The following is a 22678-nucleotide window of genomic DNA, read 5'->3' as shown; positions in this document are numbered from 1 at the left end:
TGATTTTTAAAATTATGATGAAAACTGCAATACGATCAATAGTTCTTATATTTCTGCTTTTGGGATTTCTAGGATATTCCCAGAACAAGAAAAACTTTTCAGGTATTCCCAATATTTTACAACAAATTATTCCAAATGACAGGATAGATTCCTGGGTGCTGGTTTATAACAGTTACGGAAAAAACCAAGAGATCAGAACATCTGGTGGAAAAACAGACTATACACCACAGTTTACCGGTTTTAATCTATTCCCTGAAGAAGACAGCTTTTATTATATTGCATACTCAGCAGGTGGAAAAATGAATTACATTACAGATCTGGAAAATCTGAAAAAGTTTGTTGGGAAAATTGATAATGCTGAAGAAGCCGCCATTGTTCTGACAGCTGACGGGTATATGGTGGATGAGGAGTTTAAAGATGTTGCCGGCAATTATTATGAAGATGCCGCCCATTATTATCTGGATCTTGGAAAGCTGACTTCAAAAGAATGTCCTTATCAAAAAACACATTATACGGTGACTGTCAATAAATCAACAGGTGCTGTAAGCAATGTAAAGGATAATGGAACTTATATTGAACTCTACAATAAAAAATGTGCTAATAACCCGAGACTTTTAAAAATCGAAAAAAAAGAAGAACCAAAGAAAGATGAGCCTAGAAAAACACCCAAACGCAAATAATACTTATGAGACCGAACGATTAATACTTCGTCCTATGTCTCGTGAAGACAAAGATTTTGTCTTTGAGCTTTATAACAGACCAAAATTTATTCAACATATCGGCAACCGCAATGTGAATACCATTGAAGATGCAGAAAATTATATCCTGAACAGATTTACTCCACAGATTGAAAGACTGGGATATGGAAACTATCTTTTAGTAACTAAAGAAGGAAACGAAAAAGTAGGAGCAGTAGGAATTTTCGAAAGAGAAGGTCTTGATATTGTGGATATCGGGTATTCTCTACTGGAAGAATTTGAAGGAAAAGGATATGCCTTTGAAGCTGCTCAGAAGGTAAAATCTATCGGGATGGATGAATTTGGGTTAACAAAAATATCTGCTATCATTTCAAAAGATAATATTTCTTCCCAAAAACTGATCGAAAAATTGGGATTAAAATTCAAAAAACATGTCATTCTTCCCGGAGAAACCGAAGAATTAAACTATTACGAAACTGAATAATAAATCCATAAAAAATATTTTCACAAATAATACAGAGATGTAAATTGTATTATTTGTGAAAATAGTAGTGATATCTGTGTTTCAAAAGAAAATTATCCTTCCAGAATCTGCTCAGCAGCAGTCTTTGACGTTACTTTTTCTATCACTCTTGTACAAACGCCATTTTCATCAAAAATAAAAGTGGTTCTTACAATTCCCATATATGTTTTCCCAAACGTTTTTTTCTCCTGCCAAACCCCGAATTTTTCGATGACATCATGGTTTTCATCAGCAATAAGATCATATGGAAAAGCGAATTTACTGTGGAAATTCTTTTGCTTTTTTACCGTATCGCCGCTCACACCCAGAAGTTGGTATCCGGCTTTTTCAAGCTTCGAATAATTGTCGCTCAGGTTACAGGCTTCCACAGTACATGTAGGAGTGTTGGCTTGAGGATAAAAGAAAAGGACTAATTTCTTTCCAAGCAATTTGGATGAGGTTATTGTTTCGCCATCCTGATTTGTTCCTTCAAATTCAGGTAATTTATCTCCTACTTTCAACATAATGAATTAATTTTGTTCAAATTTAATGGTTAAATGACAAAAAAGCAAAGAGCTGAGCTTGTTCAGAGAGAATTGGATAAATTATATCCCACAACACCGATTCCTTTAGATCACACCGATCCTTATACCCTGATGGTTGCTGTAGCGCTTTCTGCACAGACGACTGATAAAAAAGTAAATCAGGTAACGCCCCATCTTTTTGAAGTCGCCGGAACTCCGCAAAGGATGGCTAAACTGGAAGAATATCAGATCAAGGAACTGATCAAAGAAATAGGACTATCCAATACTAAAGCCAAAAACCTTAAAAGAATGGCGGAACTTTTACTGGAAAGACACAACGGTATCGTCCCCCAAACCTACGAAGAACTGGAAGCACTTCCCGGAGTAGGCCATAAAACCGCCTCTGTAGTCATGAGCCAGGCCTTCGGATTCCCGGCTTTCCCGGTTGATACCCATATCCACAGACTGATGACGCAATGGAAGCTTACCTCAGGGAAAAATGTAGTGGAAACTGAAAAAGATGCCAAGGCAATATTTCCGGAAGAGGTATGGAACAAGCTTCATCTGCAGATTATTTACTACGGAAGAGAATATTCCCCAGCCAGAGGAAAAGGGGAGAAGGATTTCATTACAAAAATGATGTTCGAAAAATAGAATTTATTTCTTTTATAGAATTTTTTGTATAAAATCCCGGTTTTTGATTTGTATAGACAGCTCTCTGTAGAGTACAGAAGCCAGGTCTATGCTAATATCTGTAAAAGGATCTTCATACATCATAGAAAGAGATCCGGTGCCATTTACTGAAATAACAACATGGCAGAAATCATCCTGCATAAAATTTTGAACTTCAATATTGAATTCCTGACAAAGATTAATGAAGCCGGCATAAATATCAGTATTCTTAATTTTCTCATCAATGGTACTGATAACCAGGGTGCTGTTTCCTTCGTTTCCCTGTTTTTTCAAAATCAGTTCTTCAAAGCTTGAAGTATTAATGACAGGAGTAAATACTTTCTTCATATTTTATATATCCAGTAATCTTCTGTGATAATTGATCTGCCCCAAATGATAATCCAGATGGGTGAGCAAATGAATTAAAAAGTAGCCTGTAGTCATTGTATCTTCGAAAACAACAAGAGGATATTCCTTTTCAAGATCTTCAGCTGTTAATATGCTGAGCACGTCATTTACCATTGTTATAGTTGCCGTTACTTTCTCAATAAGTTCAGCTTTCGGAACATCCTTTAATGAAAATTCCAGTTCCCTGTTCCTGATATAGCCGGTTTTACCAAGCTCTGCTCCTATATAATTATTGAGGTTGCCTACCAGGTGAAGGCAGAGATTTCCTGCAGAATTTGAAATGTTTTTATCGGTTTTCCAAATTACGTTTTCATTCCTGTAGGACTCTATTTCTGTTTTTAATTTGTTTAAATCTCTGTTGTAGAGAGATCTTAGGTTTTCTGTGATCATATTTTTATAATTTTGTCCAATGTTGATTTAATTTCATTTCTATCAGAATATCGTAAAGCTTTTTTAAGCCTCTCGTTCCCATTAATCCATAATCACGGATTGTTTTAGTTTTTAAATTATCATAAGTAATTGTCAGATATCCTGTAGCATCATCAGAATGGGAAACATTATATTCGTCATTTAAATTTTCAAAATCAATGTAATTCACGAGGTCAATAATTTCCTTAAAATCTTTTTCCGAAAGTTTCGTGGTATAAACACCAGGAGTTAAAAATCCGTCATCTTTGGTAGTCCATATTACATCCCTGTTCGATATTATTTCCATTTCGAGAGTATAATGATTCCAATGAGATCCTGAGGTTTTAAATTTTATTTCCAGGATATTATGTTTTTTCGGAGACAGATTTTCTTCAATAATTTCTCCATTTTTATAAACAAGGTTTTCTTTGATTAAATTGCTTAAAAATCCATATTTGAGAGTTTTGATGCTGTAATATTCTATCTTATTATCTTTTATAGATGAAAATGAGCATTCCTCATAAAGTTTTCCTTTACTAAGGTTTTTGGATTCAAAATGAGTTCCTTTATCTAATATGTAAATAGTTTTAGGGCCATCAGAACTATTTCCTGTTATCAAAAGATCTGTCAGTCCATTGTTATCAAAATCTGCTTTTCCCCAGTTCTGTTTTAATTTCAGACTATCTCCAATTGAAGAGCAGTACGAATCATATTTTATTTTGTCTTCAACACTTAAGTAATAATTTATTTTATTATCCTTATTTTCAATAAACTTTTGAATATCTTTTGCTGAGGTTAATGAATCAATCCTTTTGAAAACCTTTTGATTTTGGCTATAAAAAAAGGACAGATAAAATAAAATAGTTATCAAAGAGAAATTTTTTTTCATGGCCATATGTGTAAAATAAAAAGACGAAGCAATTTAGTAAACTGCTCCGTCAAAATTATTGATTTTTACATCTTTGAAGAAATTATTTCTGCTTTTTTGCCCAAAGTTCCATCTTTCTGTTTAGTACATCAAGGGGCAGGCATCCCTGGCTTAAGATCTCATCATGGAAGCTGGCCAGATTGAATTTACTCCCAAGTTCTTTCTGATACTTTTCTCTAAGCTCCCGGATACGAAGAGAACCAATCTTGTATCCTAATGCCTGGCCCGGCATCGCCATATATCTTTCCACTTCTGCAGTTGCGCTGGCTTCATCATAAGAAATATTACTCAGGAAATATTTAATAGCTTCCTCTCTTTTCATAGTTCCAGTATGAAGTCCCGTATCCACTACCAGTCTTACCGCTCTCAGCATCTGATCGCTCAGATAGCCCATTTTCTGGTAAGGATCCGTATACAGTCCGAATTCAGGACCCAGTGTTTCGCAATAGTGTGCCCAGCCTTCGCCATAAGCACCGAACCATCCGAATCTCATAAACTTAGGAAGCTTGGTGTTCTCCTGCTGAAGAGAAACCTGATAATGGTGCCCCGGAATAGCTTCGTGAAGGAAAAGAGATTCCATTCCAGATGTTACATTGAATTTGGCAGGATCAGGAAGCGGTATATAAAATATTCCCGGCCTTTTTCCGTCCGGAGTCCCCTGGATATATTCTGCACTGGCACTTGCTTCCCTGAATTTTTCCGTTTGTCTGATTTCAAACTTTGTTTTAGGTGTTACACCGAACATAGTCTTCAGCTTAGGTGTAATCTTCGCTAAAATACCGTTAAACCCATCCAAAACCTCTTTGGAAGTCTTATAAGGCATGGCTTTAGGATCTGTTTTTACAAAGTTGATAAACTCCTCCAGTGTTCCGGTAAAGCCTACCTGTTGCTTTACTTTTTCCATTTCTGCACGGAGCATTGCCACCTGCTGCAATCCTATTTTATTGATTTCTTCAGGAGTTTTCTTTGTCGTTGTCCAGCTTTTAGCATAATATCTGTAAATCTCATTCCCGTTCGGAAGGCTGTTGTAGCCATCTGTATCCCGTGCTTTCGGGAGATACTCCTTTTCCAGAAACGCTCCCATTTTGGTATAGGCGGGAATAATTTTTTTGGTAATAGCATCAGCATAAAGAGCCGAATACTTATCTTTTTGAGCTTTTGTAAAGTTTTTCGGGAATTTTTTAACAGGTCCGTAGAAAATATTGTTTTCCATATCGGCTGTAGTGATTTCCTCAGCCTTCATCTGGGGAATCATTTTGACCACCAGTTTTTTAGGAAGAACAATCTTATTGTTGATTCCTTCACGGAAATTTTCTGCAGCAGCATTCATCCAGTCCGGGAATTTTTCCATTCTTTTCAGCCAGTCATCGTAATCTTTTTCTGTTTTGAAAGGCTGGCTTCCCTCTCCGCTTCCATACAAGGGGAAATTCAGAGGAAGGCCCCCAAACTGTGTGAATGGAATATATTCCGGATGATAGGCATATGCTTCTATTTTATCTTTTAAAGTATAATCCAGAACATCATAAACAACCTTTTCCTCATCCGAAAGGCCTTTATAATCAACGTTTTCCAATTGCTTCTGAACAGAATTGTAAAAAGCGATCTCTCCGGAAATAAAATCCCTGTCAATATTAATGGGAAGCTGGTCATTATATCTCGTATCTCCCTGGGAAGTTGCTTCTAAAGGATACAATTTAAGATACTGCTCATAATAATTGGATGCAATAGAATCCATATTGGTAGGTGTTACTTTCGTCAGCGGAGAATCAGATTTTTTGCAGGCTGCCAGGCTGATCACCAGTCCCAGTCCCAAAATACCTTTTGATAAAATGTTTTTCATTTTCAGAATCTTTATGAAGCAAAAGTAAGTATTATTGGCATATACGGAATAATTAATCATAATGATTTAAAAAAATAATTTTCAAAATATTTTCAACTTTGAATCAATTTTTTATCTTTGTCTAAAACGTTTTAACAATCATATTATTACAGCTCTTTTTTAAGAAATAATGAAAGGGATTTTAAAAATTTACCATCCGGAGGAGACCCTAAAATACAATATTAGAAACACTTATTGTAAAGCAGTCTACAGCAACCAACAACATTTATTAGAGGTTGAAATTATAACGGATGACAGTTTGGATCATGTAGATGATGATTCATTACAGTACAACTTTCCGCAGCTTTCACTTGAAATTTTTGATTTTCCGATCGAATCGAAGGAGATTGAAGGGAAAACCATTAAAATCAATGATTCTGATGAAGAAACTTATACAGAAGTGGATTTATTTGATGATGAAGATGCATTTATCTATGATAATGAACTTCAGTTTGAAAAAAATGAAGAGGGTGAGCTTCAGGTGATCTGGAAAGGAACTATTGACGATTTCTATACAGGATCCGATACACCAATCCCATTCCGTCTAAAATGCGAATTTAAGCAGGACGGTATTGTTATAGACGAGGACTAACCGTTTTCTCATCATTTTTACAGCAGATTTCTTTTCAAAATTTTCTTTTGGAAAGAAATTTGCTGTCTTTTAATCATAACAAATTTTAAGTTGTTTTTAAACAATTTTTAAGAGAGCAATTCATAATATTCCACTACATTTGTCGTTAAAATTTTATAAAAATTCACATTAATGCTGTTAACGGAACTTACTCAGATTTTATTTGCACAGATTACTGCTCCTGCAGTTGCAACAGACGATTTAGAATTTTCATTTTGGAAGATCATGTTCCACGGAGGGGCTTTCGCTAAAATTGTAATGTTTATCGTTCTGGCTTTAGGTGTATTTTCACTCTATCTGTTCTTTGAACGTTTTTTCTTTATTAAAAGGCTGACTTCAAAGACAGATGCCAATTTCATGGAGAATATTGAAGATTTTATCAAAGAAGGGAAAATTGAATCGGCTGCGGATTACTGTAAAAGACAGAATTCTCCGGAAGGCAGAATTTTGGAAAAGGGGATTTCAAGATTGGGACGCCCTGTTTCTGATATTGTAAGCGCCATGGAATCGCAGGCTCAGGTAGAAGTAGCGAATATGGAGAAGAATCTGAACCTTTTGGCCGTGGTACCGAGTATTGCACCGATGTTGGGGCTTTTAGGAACGGTTATCGGGATGATCATCGCTTTCTTTAACCTTTCTCATGCTACAGGATCTTTCTCGCCTAAAACATTGTCTGAAGGTATTTATACGGCATTGGGACAAACGGCAGTAGGTCTGGCTGTAGCTATTCCTGCTAACTTTTTTTACAATATACTTTTAACGAGAATTGATAAGTTTGTATTGAAAGCGCAGAATATGTCGGGAGAGTTTTTAGACCTTATCAACAAACCTTTATAAATCTTTCTTATGAAATCGCTTACAAAACATCTATCTTTAAAATAATAATGTATTAAGCGATTCCATCTGACCATTAAAAAAGTAAAAAGAAACAGATGAAAATTCAGAGAAGAAATAAAGCGAACCCCGAATTCAGTTTGGCAGCGATGACAGATGTTATCTTGCTGATGCTGATATTCTTTATGATAACTTCGTCAGCCGCCAATCAAAGCGCGATTGATGTAAAGTTACCAAAAGCGGGTGCGGTAGAAGATAATATTCCTAATCCTTTAACGGTAAGTATTAAACCGGACGGCTCTTATTTTGTTGATGATAATCCCGTTACAAGGGAACAACTGGAATCAGTAATTGTCAGTAAATTAACGGGGCAGGCGAATAAATCATTTACCATTCGTGCAGATGAAAATACCATGCATAAAGATGTTGTTTTTGTGATGGAAATTGCTGAAAAGAATAAATTTAATATTGCTATTGCAACCGTTAAAGATAAATAATACCTCCGGAAAGCCGGAAAGATCATTTAAAATGAAAAGTTACATTGTAAACAAAAACGAGCAAAATAGAGACAGGATAAAGAGTGCTATACTTTCCATCCTTATCTGGTCTGCGATTTTGCTTTTTGTTTTTCTTTATAAACTGAAGCCGGAGTTGGATAAACAACCGGATGAGGTGATGACAACAATGCTTGTTAATTTCGGAGACAACAGGAATGGAAACGGAATTGAAGAGCCTGCCGATCAGCCGGGAAGTTTGGCTGCGGCCACAGAAGAAGTAACTCCCGAGCCTGCTGAAACACCCGTACCGGAAACAAAAACGGTCATAAAGCCAGAACCTGCACCTGAACCTAAAAAAACGGAGGTAAAGGAAAAGGTAATTACAGGAAACAATTCTAAGGTGAGCATTCCAAAAAAAGAAGAATCAAAAAAGACAGATAAAAAGGCGTCAACAAGTTCAAGCGCCTCAAAGAATACTAAAAAGACGGGAGCAACAACGGCGAATTCCAAAACCGGAAGCGGTGACGGAAAAGGAAATGCAGCCATCGGAAACCTGATCAGGGGGAGAGGAACAAAAGCCGGAAGCCAGGGTACAGGCAGCGGAATAGGAAATGCGGGAGATCCTTTAGGCGGTGACGGAAACGGAGACAGCAAAGTGGGGATTGACAGAAAACTGATCGGATATATCCCCGGAACTATGGGAAGGGGTGGAGAACAGCCTGCAAACAGCTGTAAAGCAAGTGGAACCATTACAGTTGCTTATACTGTGGATAAAGCCGGGAATGTGGTTTCAGCAAAAAGATCAGGCGGAACATCCGATCCCTGCATTACATCGAATGCGGTGGCGTGGGTTAAGAAATATGTCAAAGCTGAAAAAGCAAGTACTTCCTCCACCGGAACTTATAAAATCACATTCTAAAATACAAAAGCACTTTATTCAAGTGCTTTTTTTATTTCATTGATCCTGTTTATCACAGGAAGGGCGAAAATTCCACTGGTCTGGAGATAAAGTTCATAAAATGTTTTTGACTTGTCTAAAAAGTCTTTATTATTCTCCTGTTTACCTTTAAAGTAAAAAAGATTCCCCAGCATTTCATAATAATCTTTATGGTCTCTTTCCTGTCTTTCATTGACAATTGCAATGATGTCTTCTTTTGTTTTTGAAGAAATTTCCGTAAAATCTATCTTGAAAATATCTTTCATCAAAGAATCAAAGTCTAATTCTTTCTGCATTAAGCTTTCTTCAGGTTTATCCAGAATCAGTTTTTCCAACGCTTGAGTTAACTGACGTATTAATCTTAATGTGAATTCTTTATCTGTGATCATAATGAATTTAAAATTTATAATTTAAAGTTATTGGTGGTTCAACCACCATTGCCTATTACGCGAAAAACAAATATGCCAGTGCAATTGCAGTAATTACCCCAACCAAATCCGCCAGAAGCATCGCAATTACCGTATATCTCGTATTCTTTACAGCTACGGCTCCGAAATAAACAGCAATGACGTAAAACGTCGTATCTGAGCTCCCCTGAAGAACCGCTGCCAATTTCCCCTGGAAGCTGTCTGCTCCGAACGTGGCCATAGTGTCTACCATCATTCCTCTGGCTCCTGATCCGGAAAGAGGTTTGATCAGTGCAGTCGGGAGTCCGTCCACAAATCTTGGATCAAAGCCGGCTGTGTTAGCTACCCATTTCATTCCGTCTATTATGACATCAAAAACGCCTGAAGTTCTTAAAAGGGAAATTGCGATCAACATTCCAACTAAATAAGGAATGATCTTGACGCAGGTCGTGAAGCCTTCTTTCGCACCTTCGATAAATGCATCAAAAACATTAATTTTTTTATAAACAGCCCCAAGAACAATTGCCAGGAAAATGAAGAGAATCAGCCCGTTACTTAATACTTTACTGAACGTATCCAATTCGTCTTTACTTAATTGAACCAAATAAACAACCAGAAGTGCAATAAGAGCTGAAATTCCACCTACATAAGCAAGAACGACTGGTTTTAATAAATTGATTTTCTGATATAAAGAAACAATAATCATCGCTGCCAATGTTGCTGCAAAAGTGGCGATCATACACGGGAGAAAAATATCGGTAGGAGTCTTCGATCCCATTGATGCTCTGATTGCGATGATAGAGACAGGGATAAGCGTCATTCCACCTGCGTGGAGACACAGAAACATAATCTGCGAATTGCTGGCGGTGTCTTTATTAGGATTTAAGGTCTGGAGGCTTTCCATCGCTTTTAAACCAAATGGGGTAGCGGCGTTATCCAGTCCGAGAAGGTTGGCGCTGAAATTCATCAGCATATGTCCGAAAGCCGGATGGTTTTTAGGAATATCAGGAAATAGTTTCGAGAAAAAAGGCTGGATAAAACGGCTTAAAAGATTAATTCCGCCTGCTTTTTCCGCAATACTCATGAATCCCATGAACAGGGTCATGATCCCAATCAGGCCAATGCAGATCTTTACTGCGGTTTCAGAAGTTCCGATAACGCCGTCTGCTTCCTGAACTCTGTAAACTTTTACGTCCTGTTTTAGAGAGTCTGTCTTATAATGGATCCTGCTGTCTGCAAAATCATTTTTTTTCATCAGGCTGTCTCTGACAATCGGGGTGAGCGTATTCATTGGCTGTGAGGCAATCTGAACCGTGTCACCGCCTTTTCCTACCACCATATCATTGAAGATGGTTTTGTAGTGGCTAGACGAAACGTATTTTATACTGGCAATGGCAATGGCAATGATAATGAAAGCCGACCAAATTCTGCTAAGGACCATTCGATTAAATTAAAATTTTAGAAAAGATAATAAATTAAATGTAAAACAGCTTAAATTTTTATTCTTTTAAATAAACCAGATATCCCTCAAAATCATCATCCAGAGTTTTCAAAACTTTTGCATCAGCCATCTTCTTTTCCAGGCTATCAATAAAAAAGCCTTTCTCAAAAAACTGCCGGTGGATTCCCGGAAGCAGCTCCATGAAATAATCCATCCCGATTTTATTGTTATGAAGGTCCATTTTGGTTTCCAAAGGTTCATTGGGGAAAAGTTCCTCATGCATATCCGTTAATCTTTTGCAGAAATCCAATGCTTTTTGGGGTGAGGAGACCTTGCAGCAGTACATCATGATGAAACAGCACCATAATGCATGTCTGTAGGCATTTCCAATGCCATTGTTGGAGGCTGTTTCCGGGAATTTTTTCTGAGCAATGCTAAATGTTTGTACCGTTGCGTGAAAGCTTAATAAGGCAAAAAGAGGATGGGGAAGAAGGAGCGCTAAAAGCCGCATGACCTTTTCCAGGCTCATGCTGCGGATGGCATTAAAAAATATCTTAAAAGTCCTCATAAATAAAAATCTCTCCCTAATTAGAGAGAGATTGTATAGTGTTTGTTACAGATCTTAAGCATTCACAGCTAATAAATTGACTGTTTTAGCTACCGTGTCTTTAATTTCTGTTCTTTTTACGATAAAGTCTACAAATCCTTTTTCCTGTAAGAATTCAGAAGTCTGGAAACCTTCAGGAAGATCTCTTCCGATCGTCTCACGGATTACTCTAGGACCGGCAAAACCAATCAGTGCTCCCGGTTCAGCCATGATAATATCTGCTGTCATAGCGAAAGAAGCCGTAATTCCTCCAAAAGTAGGGTCACAAAGGTAAGCGATGTATAAAAGTCCTGCTTCAGAAAGCTGCGCAAGCTTGGCCTGTACTTTGGCAAGCTGCATCAGTGAGTAAGTGGCTTCCTGCATTCTTGCTCCCCCGGACTGGCAGATGATCATGTATGGAAGTTTGTTGGCGATACAGTAATCTACCGCTCTTCTGATCTTTTCACCCATTACAGAACCTAAAGATCCGCCGATAAAAGCAAAATCCATACAGGAAACTACCATTTCAGTTCCTTTTACGGTTCCTACTGCATTTCTGATGGAATCTGTAAGCTTTGTTTTTGCTTTTACTTCTTTTAAACGGTCTTTATAAGGTTTTGTATCCTTGAAATTTAAGATGTCAATACTTTCAACATTGGCATCCAGTTCAGTGAACTTACCTTCGTCAAAAAGGATCTCAAAAAATTCTGCACTTCCTATTCTTACATGAAATCCGTCTTCAGGAGAAACATAGTTATTTCTTCTCAGTTCATCATGCTCCACTACTTTTCCTGATGGAGTCTGATGCCAAAGGCCTTTGGGAACGTCCTTTTTTTCATCAGTAGAGGTGGTAATGTTTTTTGCTTTTCTTTTAAACCAGTCGAATGCCATTTTGATTGTATTAATGTATCATGTAAAAGGTAAAATGTATAAAGACAAAAGCATTAAATCTACTTTGTACTTTATACATCCTACTTTTACAAAAAATTATTTTAAAGTATTTACGTTATTTAAGTCTTCAAACGCTTTAACCAGTCTTGTTGAGAAAGTTTCTTCACCTTTTCTTACCCAAACTCTTGGGTCATAGAATTTCTTATTAGGTTTTTCTTCTCCTTCAGGATTTCCAATTTGAGATCTTAAATAATCAATATTGTTAACCATATAGTCTCTAACCCCTTCCGTGTAAGCGAACTGAAGGTCAGTGTCGATATTCATTTTGATAACTCCGTAGTCAATAGCTTCTCTGATTTCTTCTAAAGTAGACCCTGAACCTCCGTGGAATACAAAATTAACAGGCTTAGCTGCTGTTCCGAATTTCTCCTGAACATATTTCTGAGAGTTGTCAAGGATTTTAGGTGTAAGAACCACGTTTCCTGGCTTGTAAACTCCGTGTACGTTACCGAAAGCAGCAGCAATGGTAAAGTTGTCAGAAATCGCTTTTAATTTTTCATAAGTATACGCTATATCTTCAGGTTGAGTATATAATTTAGAGTTGTCTACATCAGAATTGTCTACACCATCTTCCTCACCACCTGTAACACCGATCTCAACTTCTAAAGTCATCTGCATTTTAGCCATTCTTTCGAAATATTTAGCAGAGATTTCCAAGTTTTCCTCTAAAGGTTCTTCAGACAGATCCAGCATGTGAGAAGAATAAAGAGACTTTCCTGTCTGCTTGTAATGCTCTTCACTTGCATCTAATAATCCGTCGATCCAAGGCAATAATTTCTTTGCACAGTGGTCTGTATGTAAAATTACAGTAGCTCCGTAAGCTTCTGCAAGAGTATGAATATGTTTGGCGCCGGCAATAGATCCTAAAATTGCAGCTCTCTGACCGTCATTGTTTAGTCCTTTTCCTGCGTTGAACGCGGCTCCGCCGTTTGAAAACTGGATAATTACAGGAGAGTTTAATTTCGCTGCAGTTTCCATAACAGCATTTACATTGCTTGAACCAATTACGTTTACTGCAGGCAGTGCAAATTTGTTTTCTTTGGCATACTGAAAAATATCAGTAACTAATTGACCTGTGGCAACTCCTGCCGGAAAAATTCTGCTCATGTTTTACTTTTTATTTTAAATTATTAGGCGTTTTTAAAATTCCTGTAAAGGTAATCATTTTTGAGGAATTACTAATTTCTTTTGTCCCTGCCCCAAAGCAGCTTCTGACGGATTGTTTCGTAGAAACTTAAATGGTTCGGCTGTACCAGAAGGATTTGAAAATCTGCCTTTTTGATGATGATTTCTTTGTCGGTTTCTATATGGACCAGTCTGGAGTCCAGAGAAAGGGAATACTGTGGCACTCTGCTTTCCACTTTAAATTTTATTTCCACTCTGTCATTTACAACCAAAGGTCTTACGTTGAGATTGTGCGGAGCGATAGGGGTAATGACAAAATTTTCGTTATTGGGAGAGATAATCGGCCCGCCGCAGCTTAAAGAATAAGCGGTAGATCCTGTAGGAGTGGAAACAATGACTCCATCACCCCAGAATACATTCAAAAACTCGTCATTGATATAAGAATCTACCGTAATCATGGAGGTAGTTTCTTTTCTGGACACGGTAACGTCATTCAGTGCATACGGGAAAAAATCACCGGATTTTGGGGAAACAACCTCAATTACAGCACGGCGGCTTGTCTTCACATCACCTTTCAAGATGGCATCAAGTTCTTTAAAAGCCTCTTCTTTTGTAAAGCTGGCTAAAAAACCTAATCTTCCAGTATTCACCCCAACAATTGGGATCTCCAGGTCTTCAATAAAGGTGAGGGAGTTCACAATAGTTCCGTCACCTCCGAAAGTAAAGAAAAGGTCTACTTCTTTGTCCAGAAGGTCCTGCTTGCTGTTAAATGTTTCAAATATCTTTGAGAACTGAAGTGCTTCAGCCATTTCGTCATACAGAACAGATTTTACGCCTCTGGTTTCAAGTTCTGAAATAAACTTGCTTAAATATAAAAAAGTATCGAGGTCTTTTTTCTGAGAATATATGGCTGCCTTCATGTTATATTTCTATGAATTTTTGGAAAAACCCGAATCTGTCCTTAAACAGGTCTGATTTTTCATCAGAATAGTATTTTTCAACAATTCTATAATCGTACCGGTCAAAAGTAGCGTCTATCGAAGACAGGTTTTCGTTGCTGATCTTAATGGTTACCTGGATTACTTCATCAGACATAAAAGAGATGAATCCGCCATAGAATTTTGAGTTGTTGCTTTCCACAATGTTGGCGATCTCCGTCATCGAATACTTTCTGGCCGGCGTTTCTATGGTAAGAATAGCTCCTGTTTCTGAAAACAGCGGATAGCGGGAAAGATTCTGGAAAATATCTTCACAGGTGATATACCCAAGATATTTTTCATTTTTATTGATCACAGGAATCACATTGGCACTGAACGTATAGAAAAGGCGGATGCTGTCCATGATATTATTGTCTTCCAGGATGGCAAAGCGCTCGATCTGATGCTCGAGGTCCTTCAATATCCCGTCATCTTCATAAAGAAAGTCTTCCGCAATAGCTCCGTAGAAATGATGGGATTTTTTAATGAAAATGTGGGAATATCCAAAATCCTCTAACATATTTCTTGCTGATTCTATTGAGTCAGTAAGGCTAAAACACGGAAAGTCTTTTGAGATATAATCCTTGATAAACATTGTGCTAATTTATAAAAAATTAAATGAAACTTTTTCTCAAAACATCACTTTTTTTCTGGGAAAATTAAAAAAATGATGTTAAAATTTGTTCGTAAAGAAAAAAAAAGTATCTTTGTCGCCTTTCATTTTTACTTTTTATTAGATTTATTTCAAACTGCACTGTCTTTTAAGGACATATGCAGTTTTTTTATTTAAGGGCTTTTGCAAACTCCCACATCACAATTCCGCCGCATACACTTACATTCAGAGAGTGCTTGGTTCCGAGCTGTGGAATTTCAAGAAATGTATCAATATTGGGGAGTGCTTCATCACTTATTCCTTCCACTTCGTTTCCTAAGATCAACGCGTATTTTTTTGATTTGTCAATGGTGAAATCGGTGATCATCACACTGTCTGTTGTCTGTTCGATCCCTATGATTTGATATCCGCGGCTTTTATAATCATTTATCGCTGTGTTAATGTCACTTTCGTGGGTCCAGTCCACACTTTCTGTCGCTCCAAGTGCGGCTTTGTGGATCTCGCGGTGTGGCGGCTGTGGCGTAATACCACAAAGGATTATTTTTTCGATCAGAAAAGCATCTGCTGTTCTGAAAGATGCCCCTACATTATGCATGCTCCTCAGGTTGTCTAAAATAATGACCAATGGAATTTTCTCAACCTTCTTAAATGTTTCTACATCTATTCTGTTAAGTTCTTCCAGTTTTAATTTCTGTACCAATTGTTTTATTTTGTTGAGATTAATTTTCCTTCTCTGTATATTTCTGTTTTTTCAACGCTTCCGTCTTCACGGTAATGAACCCGGCTTCCATTCCATTTATCGTTGGCAAATTCTGTTTCACGTTGCAGTTTGCCTGATGGATAAAATGATTTCCATTTTCCGACAGCAAGCCCGTTCTCATACTGACCGATCTGTTTTACAGATTTTCCGTTTTCGTAGAAAACTTTGCTTTCACCGTGTAATTTAGCAAATTTATAATTGGAAATTTCCGCCACGACTCCCGAAGGGGTGTAAAAAGTAGCCGTAAAGCTGTTATCATAAATGTTTTTATCACCATTCCTAAAAACTTCTTTTGAAGTAAGAACACCATTTTTATCGTAATAAGCCCATTCTTTTACTTTATAGTCTTTCTTGTATTCTCCTTTAGCCTGAACTTTTCCGTTGTCGTGGTAATAAATGGCATCGCCTTCCACTTTTCCCTTCTTCCATTCGAGAATCTGTTTTACCTGTCCGTTATCATAGAAAGCTTTGCACGATCCCTCCTGAAGTCCGTCTTTGAATCCGCATGGTTTTTGTGCTATTGCCCACGATGATGTGGCCATTAACAGCAGAAAAAAGTATTTCATAGATATTTTTATTTCAAAAATAGCAAAATACTTATATTTGATTTAAAATATTAACATGAAAAAAATATCCACTTTACTGCTGTTGGTATTCGCTTTTCTATTTTCACAGGCACAGAACACCTATTATCCTCAGGCTTTTTTTGATAAAAAGCTAGCCAGGGAGATGCTTAGCTTTGGAAATTCTACGATAGAAGGAGTGGCTTCCACCAAACAGAAAAACAACTGGGGAATTAAACCCCTGCTTGGGGCAAAGCACTATGCTCCTAAAGGAACCGTAGTGATGCTTTTTCCTGTGACTCCTTATTTTGATGAGTTTTACAGCATGAGAAGAAAGTACGAGAGCAAGAAAACAACAGTCTACATGTCCGAAGATGCATTTAAATATAGGCTGGAAGCATTAACGGACGATCACGGGCGATTTAAGTTTGAAAAGTTAAAACCCGGAAAATATTATCTGGAAACGATTGTTAATTTTACAGCTACTGCAAGCTATCAGGAGCAGACAGGAAGATCAGATGCTTATAATGCCTATGGGGGGTATCTGTATTCTACTCCCATATACCAGACCTTTTTTTATGGTTATTCTGCAGCGAACCGCGAAAGTAAATTCGTAGAGATAAAAGCAGACGGAGAAATCAAAGAAATCAACCTTTAAGGTTGATTTTTAATTTTTAAGCCCCATAATCTGGTGTACACTCCTCTCAATATTTTGTGCCAATGCTTCCATAGGAATATCATTTTCATCATTATTGAAAGGGTCTTCAATTTCCTCAGCAATCAGTTCCAGACTCATCAGAACATAATAGACGAATACGGTAAGCGGGATCATCAAAAGTCCGATCGTTATTACATAGGCAACAGGCAACGCAAGGACATATAAGATGATAAATTTCTTAACAAACGAAGAATAAGAGTAGGGAATAGGGGTGTTTTTAATTCTCTCACAGCCTCCACAGACATCCAGAAATCCGGAAAGCTGGGTGTCAAGATACAACATCTCTATATCCGATATCTTTCCTTCTTTTTTCAGTTGATTTAGTTTATAGGTCAAAAGAATGACAATTTCACTGGGCCCATGATGTTTAAGGGACTTTTCAATTTCTGTATAATCTTCGTCTAAAGCCAGTCTTGTAGATTCCTGGGAAAGGTGTTTGGCCAGAAAATGCGGAAAGTACTTTAAATATCTTGAAATTTGCTCTGCGTCTTGCCGGTTGTCACCCAAAATAGCATTAATCTTTACGGCGAAATTCCGGGTATCATTCACCAGCTTACCCCAAAGTTTCCTGCCTTCCCACCATCTGTCATAGGCCGTATTCGTTCTGAAAACCAGCAATAGCGATAATACAAAACCCAGCAGAGAATGGATCATTCCAACATTGCTTACCCCTGATTTTGCAGTAAGATGAAGGTATTCCACTTCCAGATACTGGATCCCCCACGAATAAAGCCCCACAAGAATCATCGTCGGAAAAAGAATCTTCATGGTATCGCTTTTATGCATACTGAAAAGGATCTTCAGGAAATGTTTGGTGTTGTAGGCTCTCATAAATAGGCTTAGTATTACAAAGATAATTTTTTCATTTTATCCCTGCTTTATCAGAAGCTTAAAATAATTTTAAAAATAAAGCAAAAGGGCAAAAAGACAGATTGACCACAGATTTCTCAGATTTTCACAGATGATTGCGCATAGTTTTTTTAACATTAAGATTTGTGAAGGAGATAAGGACAGTTAGGAGAAAATCTTAGATTTTTTTAGCTCTGGTTCTTAAAGCGAAGCTCAGCTTGATGATCTTAAAATCTTCAAAGATTTTAATGTTTTAAATCCTGTTTATAAAAATCTCTGATTTTTAAACTTATGTGTACTTCTTATTCTCAATATTTTAAACTAAAAAATAACTAAAGTGTTTAAAAACTTTTGTCCTTTTGTTGTTTAAATCAGGGCCCAGAATTCCCGATACCATTTTTTAATTTTCACAGATTTCAAAAAAACACTATTTTTATTTCGCATTAAATAACAAACAAGATGATCCTCGAAAACGTAGATGTAGTCAACGATATCAGTAAAGAAGATTTTCAGAAGAATTATTTCAAAAAACATAAGCCGCTTTTGATCAAAAATTTTGCGGCCAGATGGGATGCCTTCGACAAATGGAATCTTGCCTATATCCGTGAGAAAGCAGGTGATCAGATCGTGCCGTTGTATGATAATAAACCGGCTGATGCTTCCAAAAGCTCAGATGCTCCTGTCACGAATATGAAAATGAAGGATTATATCGACCGGATTAAAAGCGGACCATCAGATCTGCGGATCTTTTTCTATATCATTACAGACCGGCTTCCGGAACTGCTGAAAAATTTCACGTATCCCGACCTGGGGATTAAGTTTTTTAAGCGGCTGCCAACTCTTTTCTTTGGGGGAAGTGAGGCCCATGTTCTGATGCATTATGATGTAGATCTGGGAGATTTTCTACATATTCATTTCGAGGGTAAGAAAAGAATCCTGCTATTTGATCAAAAACAATCTGCCTTTTTATATAAAGTGCCGCTCTCTGTTCATACGGTTTATGATATAGATTATGAAAATCCTGATTATGAGAAATTTCCGGCCTTACAGTATGCCAAAGGCTATGAAATTTTTATGGAGCATGGTGATGCGCTTTTCATTCCCGGGGCATTCTGGCATTTTAACAGATATCTGGAACCGGGATTTTCCATGTCGCTCAGGGCTCTTCCCAACAAACCGAATGTTTTTGCCAATATGATGTACCATGTTTTTATTATGAGGTATACAGATAAGCTTCTTCGTAAGCTGTTTAAGGCTAAGTGGGTGAATTACAAGCAGAAATGGGCTTATGAAAAAGGGACGGAAGCTTTTGAAAAGAAAAGGAAATAGTCTTGAAGGTTGAAGAGGGAAGCTGGAGGTTAATGTACTCCTTATAATATTTCCTGTGACAGTTATAATTGAAAGTCAATTAGGAAAGTCAAAATGTTTTAAAAAATTAATTAAAAAATATTCAGTGGTTCTGTAGAGCTTCAGAAACTTCCTTCTTCCGGCATCCATCTTCCCTCTTATTCATTAATAAGACCGAAGATTTTGGCATCTACAAACCTTCCTTTTTCAAAAAAGTAATCACGCAGAGTGCCCTCATCTTTAAAGTTTAAAGAGTTCAAAAGCTTTTCGGAAGAAATATTGGAAGGGTCTATGAATGCGTCTACCCGGTGAAGTTTCATGCTTTCAAAGCCAAAAGTAAGAATAGAAAGAATAGCTTCTTTCATATAGGCGTTTCTCCAGAATTTAGGATTCAGTTCATAGCCGATCTCAGCGCGGAAATGTTCAGGGTACCAGTTATGGTAACCGCATGTTCCAATAACTTTCTTGTCAGATTTTAATTCCAGTGCCCATCGGAACCCTTTTCCTTTTTCAAATTCATTATTAAAATGTCGGATGATCTTTTGAGCATCTTCCTGTGTTTTAAAGGTTTCCAGATCATAATATTCCATGACTTCATCCAGAGAAAAATATTCGAAAAGGTCTTCTGCATCATCAATAGTCAGCTGTCTTAAAAGAAGTCTTTCAGTTTCTAAAACAGGGTAGATCATAGAGTTTATTTTACTGAAAAATACAACAAATATTTTATTCTGAACATATAATACAGCTTTTGATCCCCATAGCGAGATTAATTTCATCACAATTTCCAACCCTGAATTTATTTTATTTAAATTTGGGGCTCATTTTTTATTATGGCAAAAACGAAGAAGGAAACCCCGTTAATGACGCAATATAATACCATCAAGGCGAAATACCCTGATGCACTGCTGTTATTCAGGGTTGGAGACTTTTATGAAACGTTCGGGCAGGATGCTGTGAGAACCTCCCAGATTCTGGGTATTGTTCTTACCAAAAGAGCTAATGGAGAAGGACATATAGAGCTGGCAGGATTTCCACACCATTCAGTAGACTCCTATCTTCCAAAATTGGTAAGAGCCGGAATGAGAGTTGCCATCTGTGATCAGCTGGAAGACCCAAAAATGGTCAAAGGAATTGTAAAAAGAGGCGTTACAGAGCTTGTGACACCAGGTGTTACCTTTAACGATCAGGTATTAAATTCAAAAAAGAATAATTTCCTTCTTTCTCTGCATAAAGAAAAAGAGAAGTACGGAATTGCCATGGTGGATGTTTCTACCGGCGAGTTTTTGGTGAGCGAAGGAAATCTGGAAAAGATCCTGCATATCATCAATACTTTTGATCCCAGCGAAATTGTGTACCAAAGAAGTGTTCAATTGCCGGAACAGCTCAAAAATAAAAGCGCCTTTAAGCTTGAAGACTGGGCTTTCCAGTATAATTTTGCCTACGAAAAACTGACCTCGCATTTTAAAACGAATTCTTTAAAAGGGTTTGGTACAGAAAACCTTCCACTGGCTATTACAGCAGCGGGAGCCATTTTCGCTTACCTGGTAGAAGATACACACCACAATCTGCTGGCACATATCACAAAGCTTCAGATCATTCCGCAGGAAGATTACCTGATGATGGACAACTTTACCCTGAGAAATCTTGAAATTGTTTATCCAAGTAATCCACAGGGAAAATCGCTCCTAGATATTATTGACAAAACATCTACCCCGATGGGTGGAAGGTTATTGAGAAGAAGAATCATTCTTCCGTTAAAATCGGTGGACGAAATTATGAGGAGACTTTCTCTGATTGATTTTCTGAATGAAAATGATCAACTGAAATACGAGATTTGTCAGTTGTTGAAATCGATCTCGGACCTTGACAGGCTGATGGGGAAACTGGCTGCAGAAAAGATATCTCCGAAAGAACTTGGCTATCTGCGCCAGAGTTTGATCAACATTCATCAGATTAAAGCGTTGCTTCATCCTCATGCAGATGTTCTGGCCTGGCTGGAGCCGTTATTTGATATGGATGAACTGATCAAATTTTTGCAGAATCATCTCAATGAAGAGCTTCCGGTGAATATCTCCAAAGGAAATATTATCAAAGAAAGCATCTCGGAAGAGCTTGACCGATTGAGAAATCTACAAAGTAAAGGCCGTGGTTTCCTGGATGAGATGTGCCAGAGAGAAATAGAAAGAACGGGAATTTCAAGCCTTAAAATCGATTTTAATAATGTTTTCGGATATTATATAGAAGTAAGGAATGCCCATAAAGATAAAGTTCCCGCTGATTGGTTGAGAAAACAAACGCTTGTCAATGCAGAGCGTTACATCACCGAAGAGCTGAAAGAATATGAAAGCCAGATTCTGGGTGCCGAAGAAAAAATAGGGGTGTTAGAAAATGAGCTGTATAGAAATGTGTGTGCCGAAACAATGGTCTATATGGATCAGATCCAGGGAAATTCCAATATTATTGCACAGCTTGATGTAGCGGTGGGACTTTCGGAACTGGCTGTTTCTGAAAGCTATACGAAGCCCATTCTTAATCAGGGATATGCCATTGACCTTAAAGAGGCAAGACACCCGATTATTGAAAATGCGCTTCCTTTGGGAGAGAAATACATTCCGAATGATATATTTTTAGACAAAGATTCCCAGCAGATTATTATGGTAACAGGGCCGAACATGGCCGGTAAATCAGCGATCCTGCGTCAGACAGCAATTGTATGCCTTTTGGCTCAGATTGGAAGTTTTGTTCCCGCAAAACATGCTGAGATTGGGGTTTTGGATAAAATTTTTACAAGGGTAGGGGCGACTGATAATATCTCTGCCGGTGAATCTACTTTTATGGTAGAAATGAACGAAGCCGCCAATATCCTGAACAATATTTCGGAACGCAGTCTTATCCTGCTGGACGAAATAGGACGTGGAACATCTACCTACGACGGAGTTTCTATCGCATGGGCTATTGCAGAATACCTTCATCAGCATCCTACGCAGGCAAAAACTTTATTTGCAACCCATTATCATGAATTGAATGAAATGACGGTGAATTTTGAAAGAGTGAAGAACTTCCACGTTTCCATCCAGGAAAATAAAGGAAATATCATTTTCTTAAGAAAGCTGATTCCGGGGGGCAGTGAGCACAGTTTTGGTATTCATGTGGCTAAACTGGCGGGAATGCCGGCAAAAGTGGTCAACAGAGCCAATGAAATCCTTAAAACCCTTGAAGCGAGCCGTACACAAAACACCAGCACTTCTGAAAGCATCAAAAGAGTAACAGAAGAAAATATGCAGCTCTCGTTCTTCCAGCTGGATGATCCGGTTCTGGAAAATATCCGTGAGGAACTCACAAAAATAGATATCAATACCTTGACACCTATTGAAGCTTTAATGAAGCTTAATTCAATAAAAAAAATGATTGGAGGCTAATCCA

At 37.6% G+C, this 22678-nt stretch carries 26 protein-coding genes; 10 read left to right on the top strand and 16 right to left on the bottom strand.

The window, feature by feature from the left end; all coding sequences use genetic code 11:
- Window positions 1–14: 14 nt before the first annotated feature.
- A complete protein-coding gene (locus tag V6R96_RS03075) occupies window positions 15–680 on the top strand; it encodes a hypothetical protein (protein WP_336377965.1) in 666 nt (221 codons plus the stop codon).
- Window positions 649–1182 (top strand): GNAT family N-acetyltransferase, encoded by a 534-nt coding sequence (locus V6R96_RS03070; protein ID WP_336377964.1) that lies wholly within the window; start codon window positions 649–651, stop codon window positions 1180–1182. Before V6R96_RS03075 ends, V6R96_RS03070 begins: the two co-directional genes overlap by 32 nt.
- A gap of 92 nt (window positions 1183–1274) precedes the next feature.
- On the opposite strand, the gene bcp is transcribed toward V6R96_RS03070, so the two are convergent.
- A complete protein-coding gene (gene bcp, locus V6R96_RS03065; protein WP_111954037.1) occupies window positions 1275–1724 on the bottom strand; it encodes a thioredoxin-dependent thiol peroxidase in 450 nt (149 codons plus the stop codon).
- A 33-nt stretch (window positions 1725–1757) separates the two neighbouring features.
- On the opposite strand from bcp, the gene nth reads away from it, so the two are divergent.
- On the top strand, window positions 1758–2378 hold the full coding sequence (nth, locus tag V6R96_RS03060; RefSeq protein ID WP_111954039.1) for an endonuclease III: 621 nt from the start codon (window positions 1758–1760) through the stop codon (window positions 2376–2378).
- A gap of 12 nt (window positions 2379–2390) precedes the next feature.
- Here nth and V6R96_RS03055 read toward each other — a convergent pair whose 3' ends face one another.
- From V6R96_RS03055 to V6R96_RS03040, 4 genes are all read right to left on the bottom strand, one after another.
- Window positions 2391–2744: a hypothetical protein gene (locus tag V6R96_RS03055; RefSeq protein WP_111954041.1), complete on the bottom strand. Its 354-nt coding sequence runs from the start codon at window positions 2742–2744 to the stop codon at window positions 2391–2393.
- 3 nt (window positions 2745–2747) lie between these two features.
- Window positions 2748–3194, bottom strand: a complete 447-nt coding sequence (locus tag V6R96_RS03050) for a DinB family protein (protein ID WP_336377963.1) — start codon at window positions 3192–3194, stop codon at window positions 2748–2750.
- A 4-nt stretch (window positions 3195–3198) separates the two neighbouring features.
- Window positions 3199–4101: a DUF6438 domain-containing protein gene (locus V6R96_RS03045; protein WP_336377962.1), complete on the bottom strand. Its 903-nt coding sequence runs from the start codon at window positions 4099–4101 to the stop codon at window positions 3199–3201.
- 82 nt (window positions 4102–4183) lie between these two features.
- On the bottom strand, window positions 4184–5980 hold the full coding sequence (locus V6R96_RS03040; protein WP_336377961.1) for a DUF885 domain-containing protein: 1797 nt from the start codon (window positions 5978–5980) through the stop codon (window positions 4184–4186).
- Between the two features lie 169 nt (window positions 5981–6149).
- On the opposite strand from V6R96_RS03040, the gene V6R96_RS03035 reads away from it, so the two are divergent.
- From V6R96_RS03035 to V6R96_RS03020, 4 genes are all read left to right on the top strand, one after another.
- The gene (locus V6R96_RS03035) at window positions 6150–6611 is read left to right on the top strand and encodes a hypothetical protein (RefSeq protein ID WP_111954045.1); all 462 of its coding nucleotides are present in this window, start codon (window positions 6150–6152) and stop codon (window positions 6609–6611) included.
- A gap of 171 nt (window positions 6612–6782) precedes the next feature.
- Window positions 6783–7487, top strand: coding sequence for a MotA/TolQ/ExbB proton channel family protein (locus V6R96_RS03030; RefSeq protein WP_111954047.1), 705 nt, complete (start codon window positions 6783–6785; stop codon window positions 7485–7487).
- Window positions 7488–7582: 95 nt separating this feature from the next.
- A complete protein-coding gene (locus V6R96_RS03025) occupies window positions 7583–7981 on the top strand; it encodes a biopolymer transporter ExbD (protein WP_111954049.1) in 399 nt (132 codons plus the stop codon).
- A 31-nt stretch (window positions 7982–8012) separates the two neighbouring features.
- Window positions 8013–8900, top strand: coding sequence for a ferric siderophore ABC transporter substrate-binding protein (locus V6R96_RS03020; protein ID WP_336377960.1), 888 nt, complete (start codon window positions 8013–8015; stop codon window positions 8898–8900).
- Window positions 8901–8914: 14 nt separating this feature from the next.
- Here V6R96_RS03020 and V6R96_RS03015 read toward each other — a convergent pair whose 3' ends face one another.
- The 9 genes from V6R96_RS03015 to V6R96_RS02975 all read right to left on the bottom strand — a co-directional run bounded on the left by V6R96_RS03015 (window position 8915) and on the right by V6R96_RS02975 (window position 16344).
- Window positions 8915–9307: a hypothetical protein gene (locus V6R96_RS03015; RefSeq protein ID WP_111954051.1), complete on the bottom strand. Its 393-nt coding sequence runs from the start codon at window positions 9305–9307 to the stop codon at window positions 8915–8917.
- A gap of 55 nt (window positions 9308–9362) precedes the next feature.
- Complete coding sequence (locus V6R96_RS03010; RefSeq protein WP_111954053.1) at window positions 9363–10766, bottom strand: nucleoside recognition domain-containing protein; 1404 nt, start codon at window positions 10764–10766, stop codon at window positions 9363–9365.
- 58 nt (window positions 10767–10824) lie between these two features.
- Window positions 10825–11334, bottom strand: a complete 510-nt coding sequence (locus V6R96_RS03005; RefSeq protein ID WP_336377959.1) for a DUF6973 domain-containing protein — start codon at window positions 11332–11334, stop codon at window positions 10825–10827.
- 54 nt (window positions 11335–11388) lie between these two features.
- Window positions 11389–12243 (bottom strand): acetyl-CoA carboxylase, carboxyltransferase subunit beta, encoded by an 855-nt coding sequence (gene accD / locus V6R96_RS03000; protein ID WP_111954071.1) that lies wholly within the window; start codon window positions 12241–12243, stop codon window positions 11389–11391.
- A 96-nt stretch (window positions 12244–12339) separates the two neighbouring features.
- Window positions 12340–13410 carry a class II fructose-bisphosphate aldolase gene (gene fbaA, locus V6R96_RS02995; protein WP_111954073.1) on the bottom strand — a complete coding sequence of 357 codons (1071 nt, stop codon included), beginning with the start codon at window positions 13408–13410 and terminating at the stop codon, window positions 12340–12342.
- Window positions 13411–13481: 71 nt separating this feature from the next.
- Window positions 13482–14348 (bottom strand): NAD kinase, encoded by an 867-nt coding sequence (locus tag V6R96_RS02990; RefSeq protein WP_111954075.1) that lies wholly within the window; start codon window positions 14346–14348, stop codon window positions 13482–13484.
- A 1-nt stretch (window position 14349) separates the two neighbouring features.
- Window positions 14350–14925, bottom strand: coding sequence for a CBS domain-containing protein (locus V6R96_RS02985; protein WP_223557939.1), 576 nt, complete (start codon window positions 14923–14925; stop codon window positions 14350–14352).
- Between the two features lie 262 nt (window positions 14926–15187).
- The gene (locus V6R96_RS02980) at window positions 15188–15718 is read right to left on the bottom strand and encodes an RNA methyltransferase (RefSeq protein WP_336377958.1); all 531 of its coding nucleotides are present in this window, start codon (window positions 15716–15718) and stop codon (window positions 15188–15190) included.
- 5 nt (window positions 15719–15723) lie between these two features.
- Window positions 15724–16344, bottom strand: a complete 621-nt coding sequence (locus V6R96_RS02975; protein WP_223557940.1) for a toxin-antitoxin system YwqK family antitoxin — start codon at window positions 16342–16344, stop codon at window positions 15724–15726.
- A 55-nt stretch (window positions 16345–16399) separates the two neighbouring features.
- Here V6R96_RS02975 and V6R96_RS02970 point away from each other — a divergent pair, with 55 nt between their 5' ends.
- Window positions 16400–16999: a hypothetical protein gene (locus tag V6R96_RS02970; RefSeq protein WP_111954083.1), complete on the top strand. Its 600-nt coding sequence runs from the start codon at window positions 16400–16402 to the stop codon at window positions 16997–16999.
- Window positions 17000–17008: 9 nt separating this feature from the next.
- On the opposite strand, the gene V6R96_RS02965 is transcribed toward V6R96_RS02970, so the two are convergent.
- On the bottom strand, window positions 17009–17890 hold the full coding sequence (locus V6R96_RS02965) for a bestrophin family protein (RefSeq protein ID WP_111954085.1): 882 nt from the start codon (window positions 17888–17890) through the stop codon (window positions 17009–17011).
- Window positions 17891–18367: 477 nt separating this feature from the next.
- On the opposite strand from V6R96_RS02965, the gene V6R96_RS02960 reads away from it, so the two are divergent.
- On the top strand, window positions 18368–19237 hold the full coding sequence (locus V6R96_RS02960) for a cupin-like domain-containing protein (RefSeq protein ID WP_111954087.1): 870 nt from the start codon (window positions 18368–18370) through the stop codon (window positions 19235–19237).
- Window positions 19238–19413: 176 nt separating this feature from the next.
- Here V6R96_RS02960 and V6R96_RS02955 read toward each other — a convergent pair whose 3' ends face one another.
- Window positions 19414–20031, bottom strand: a complete 618-nt coding sequence (locus V6R96_RS02955; RefSeq protein ID WP_336377957.1) for a GNAT family protein — start codon at window positions 20029–20031, stop codon at window positions 19414–19416.
- 54 nt (window positions 20032–20085) lie between these two features.
- Here V6R96_RS02955 and mutS point away from each other — a divergent pair, with 54 nt between their 5' ends.
- Window positions 20086–22674, top strand: coding sequence for a DNA mismatch repair protein MutS (gene mutS / locus V6R96_RS02950; RefSeq protein ID WP_223557942.1), 2589 nt, complete (start codon window positions 20086–20088; stop codon window positions 22672–22674).
- The last annotated feature ends 4 nt before the right edge of the window (window positions 22675–22678 follow it).

The organism is Chryseobacterium sp. CCNWLW53 (assembly GCF_037083525.1).
GTDB lineage: Bacteria > Bacteroidota > Bacteroidia > Flavobacteriales > Weeksellaceae > Chryseobacterium > Chryseobacterium lathyri.
Note: the sequence above shows the minus strand (reverse complement) of the source record. Positions and strands in the feature narration are given on the sequence as shown.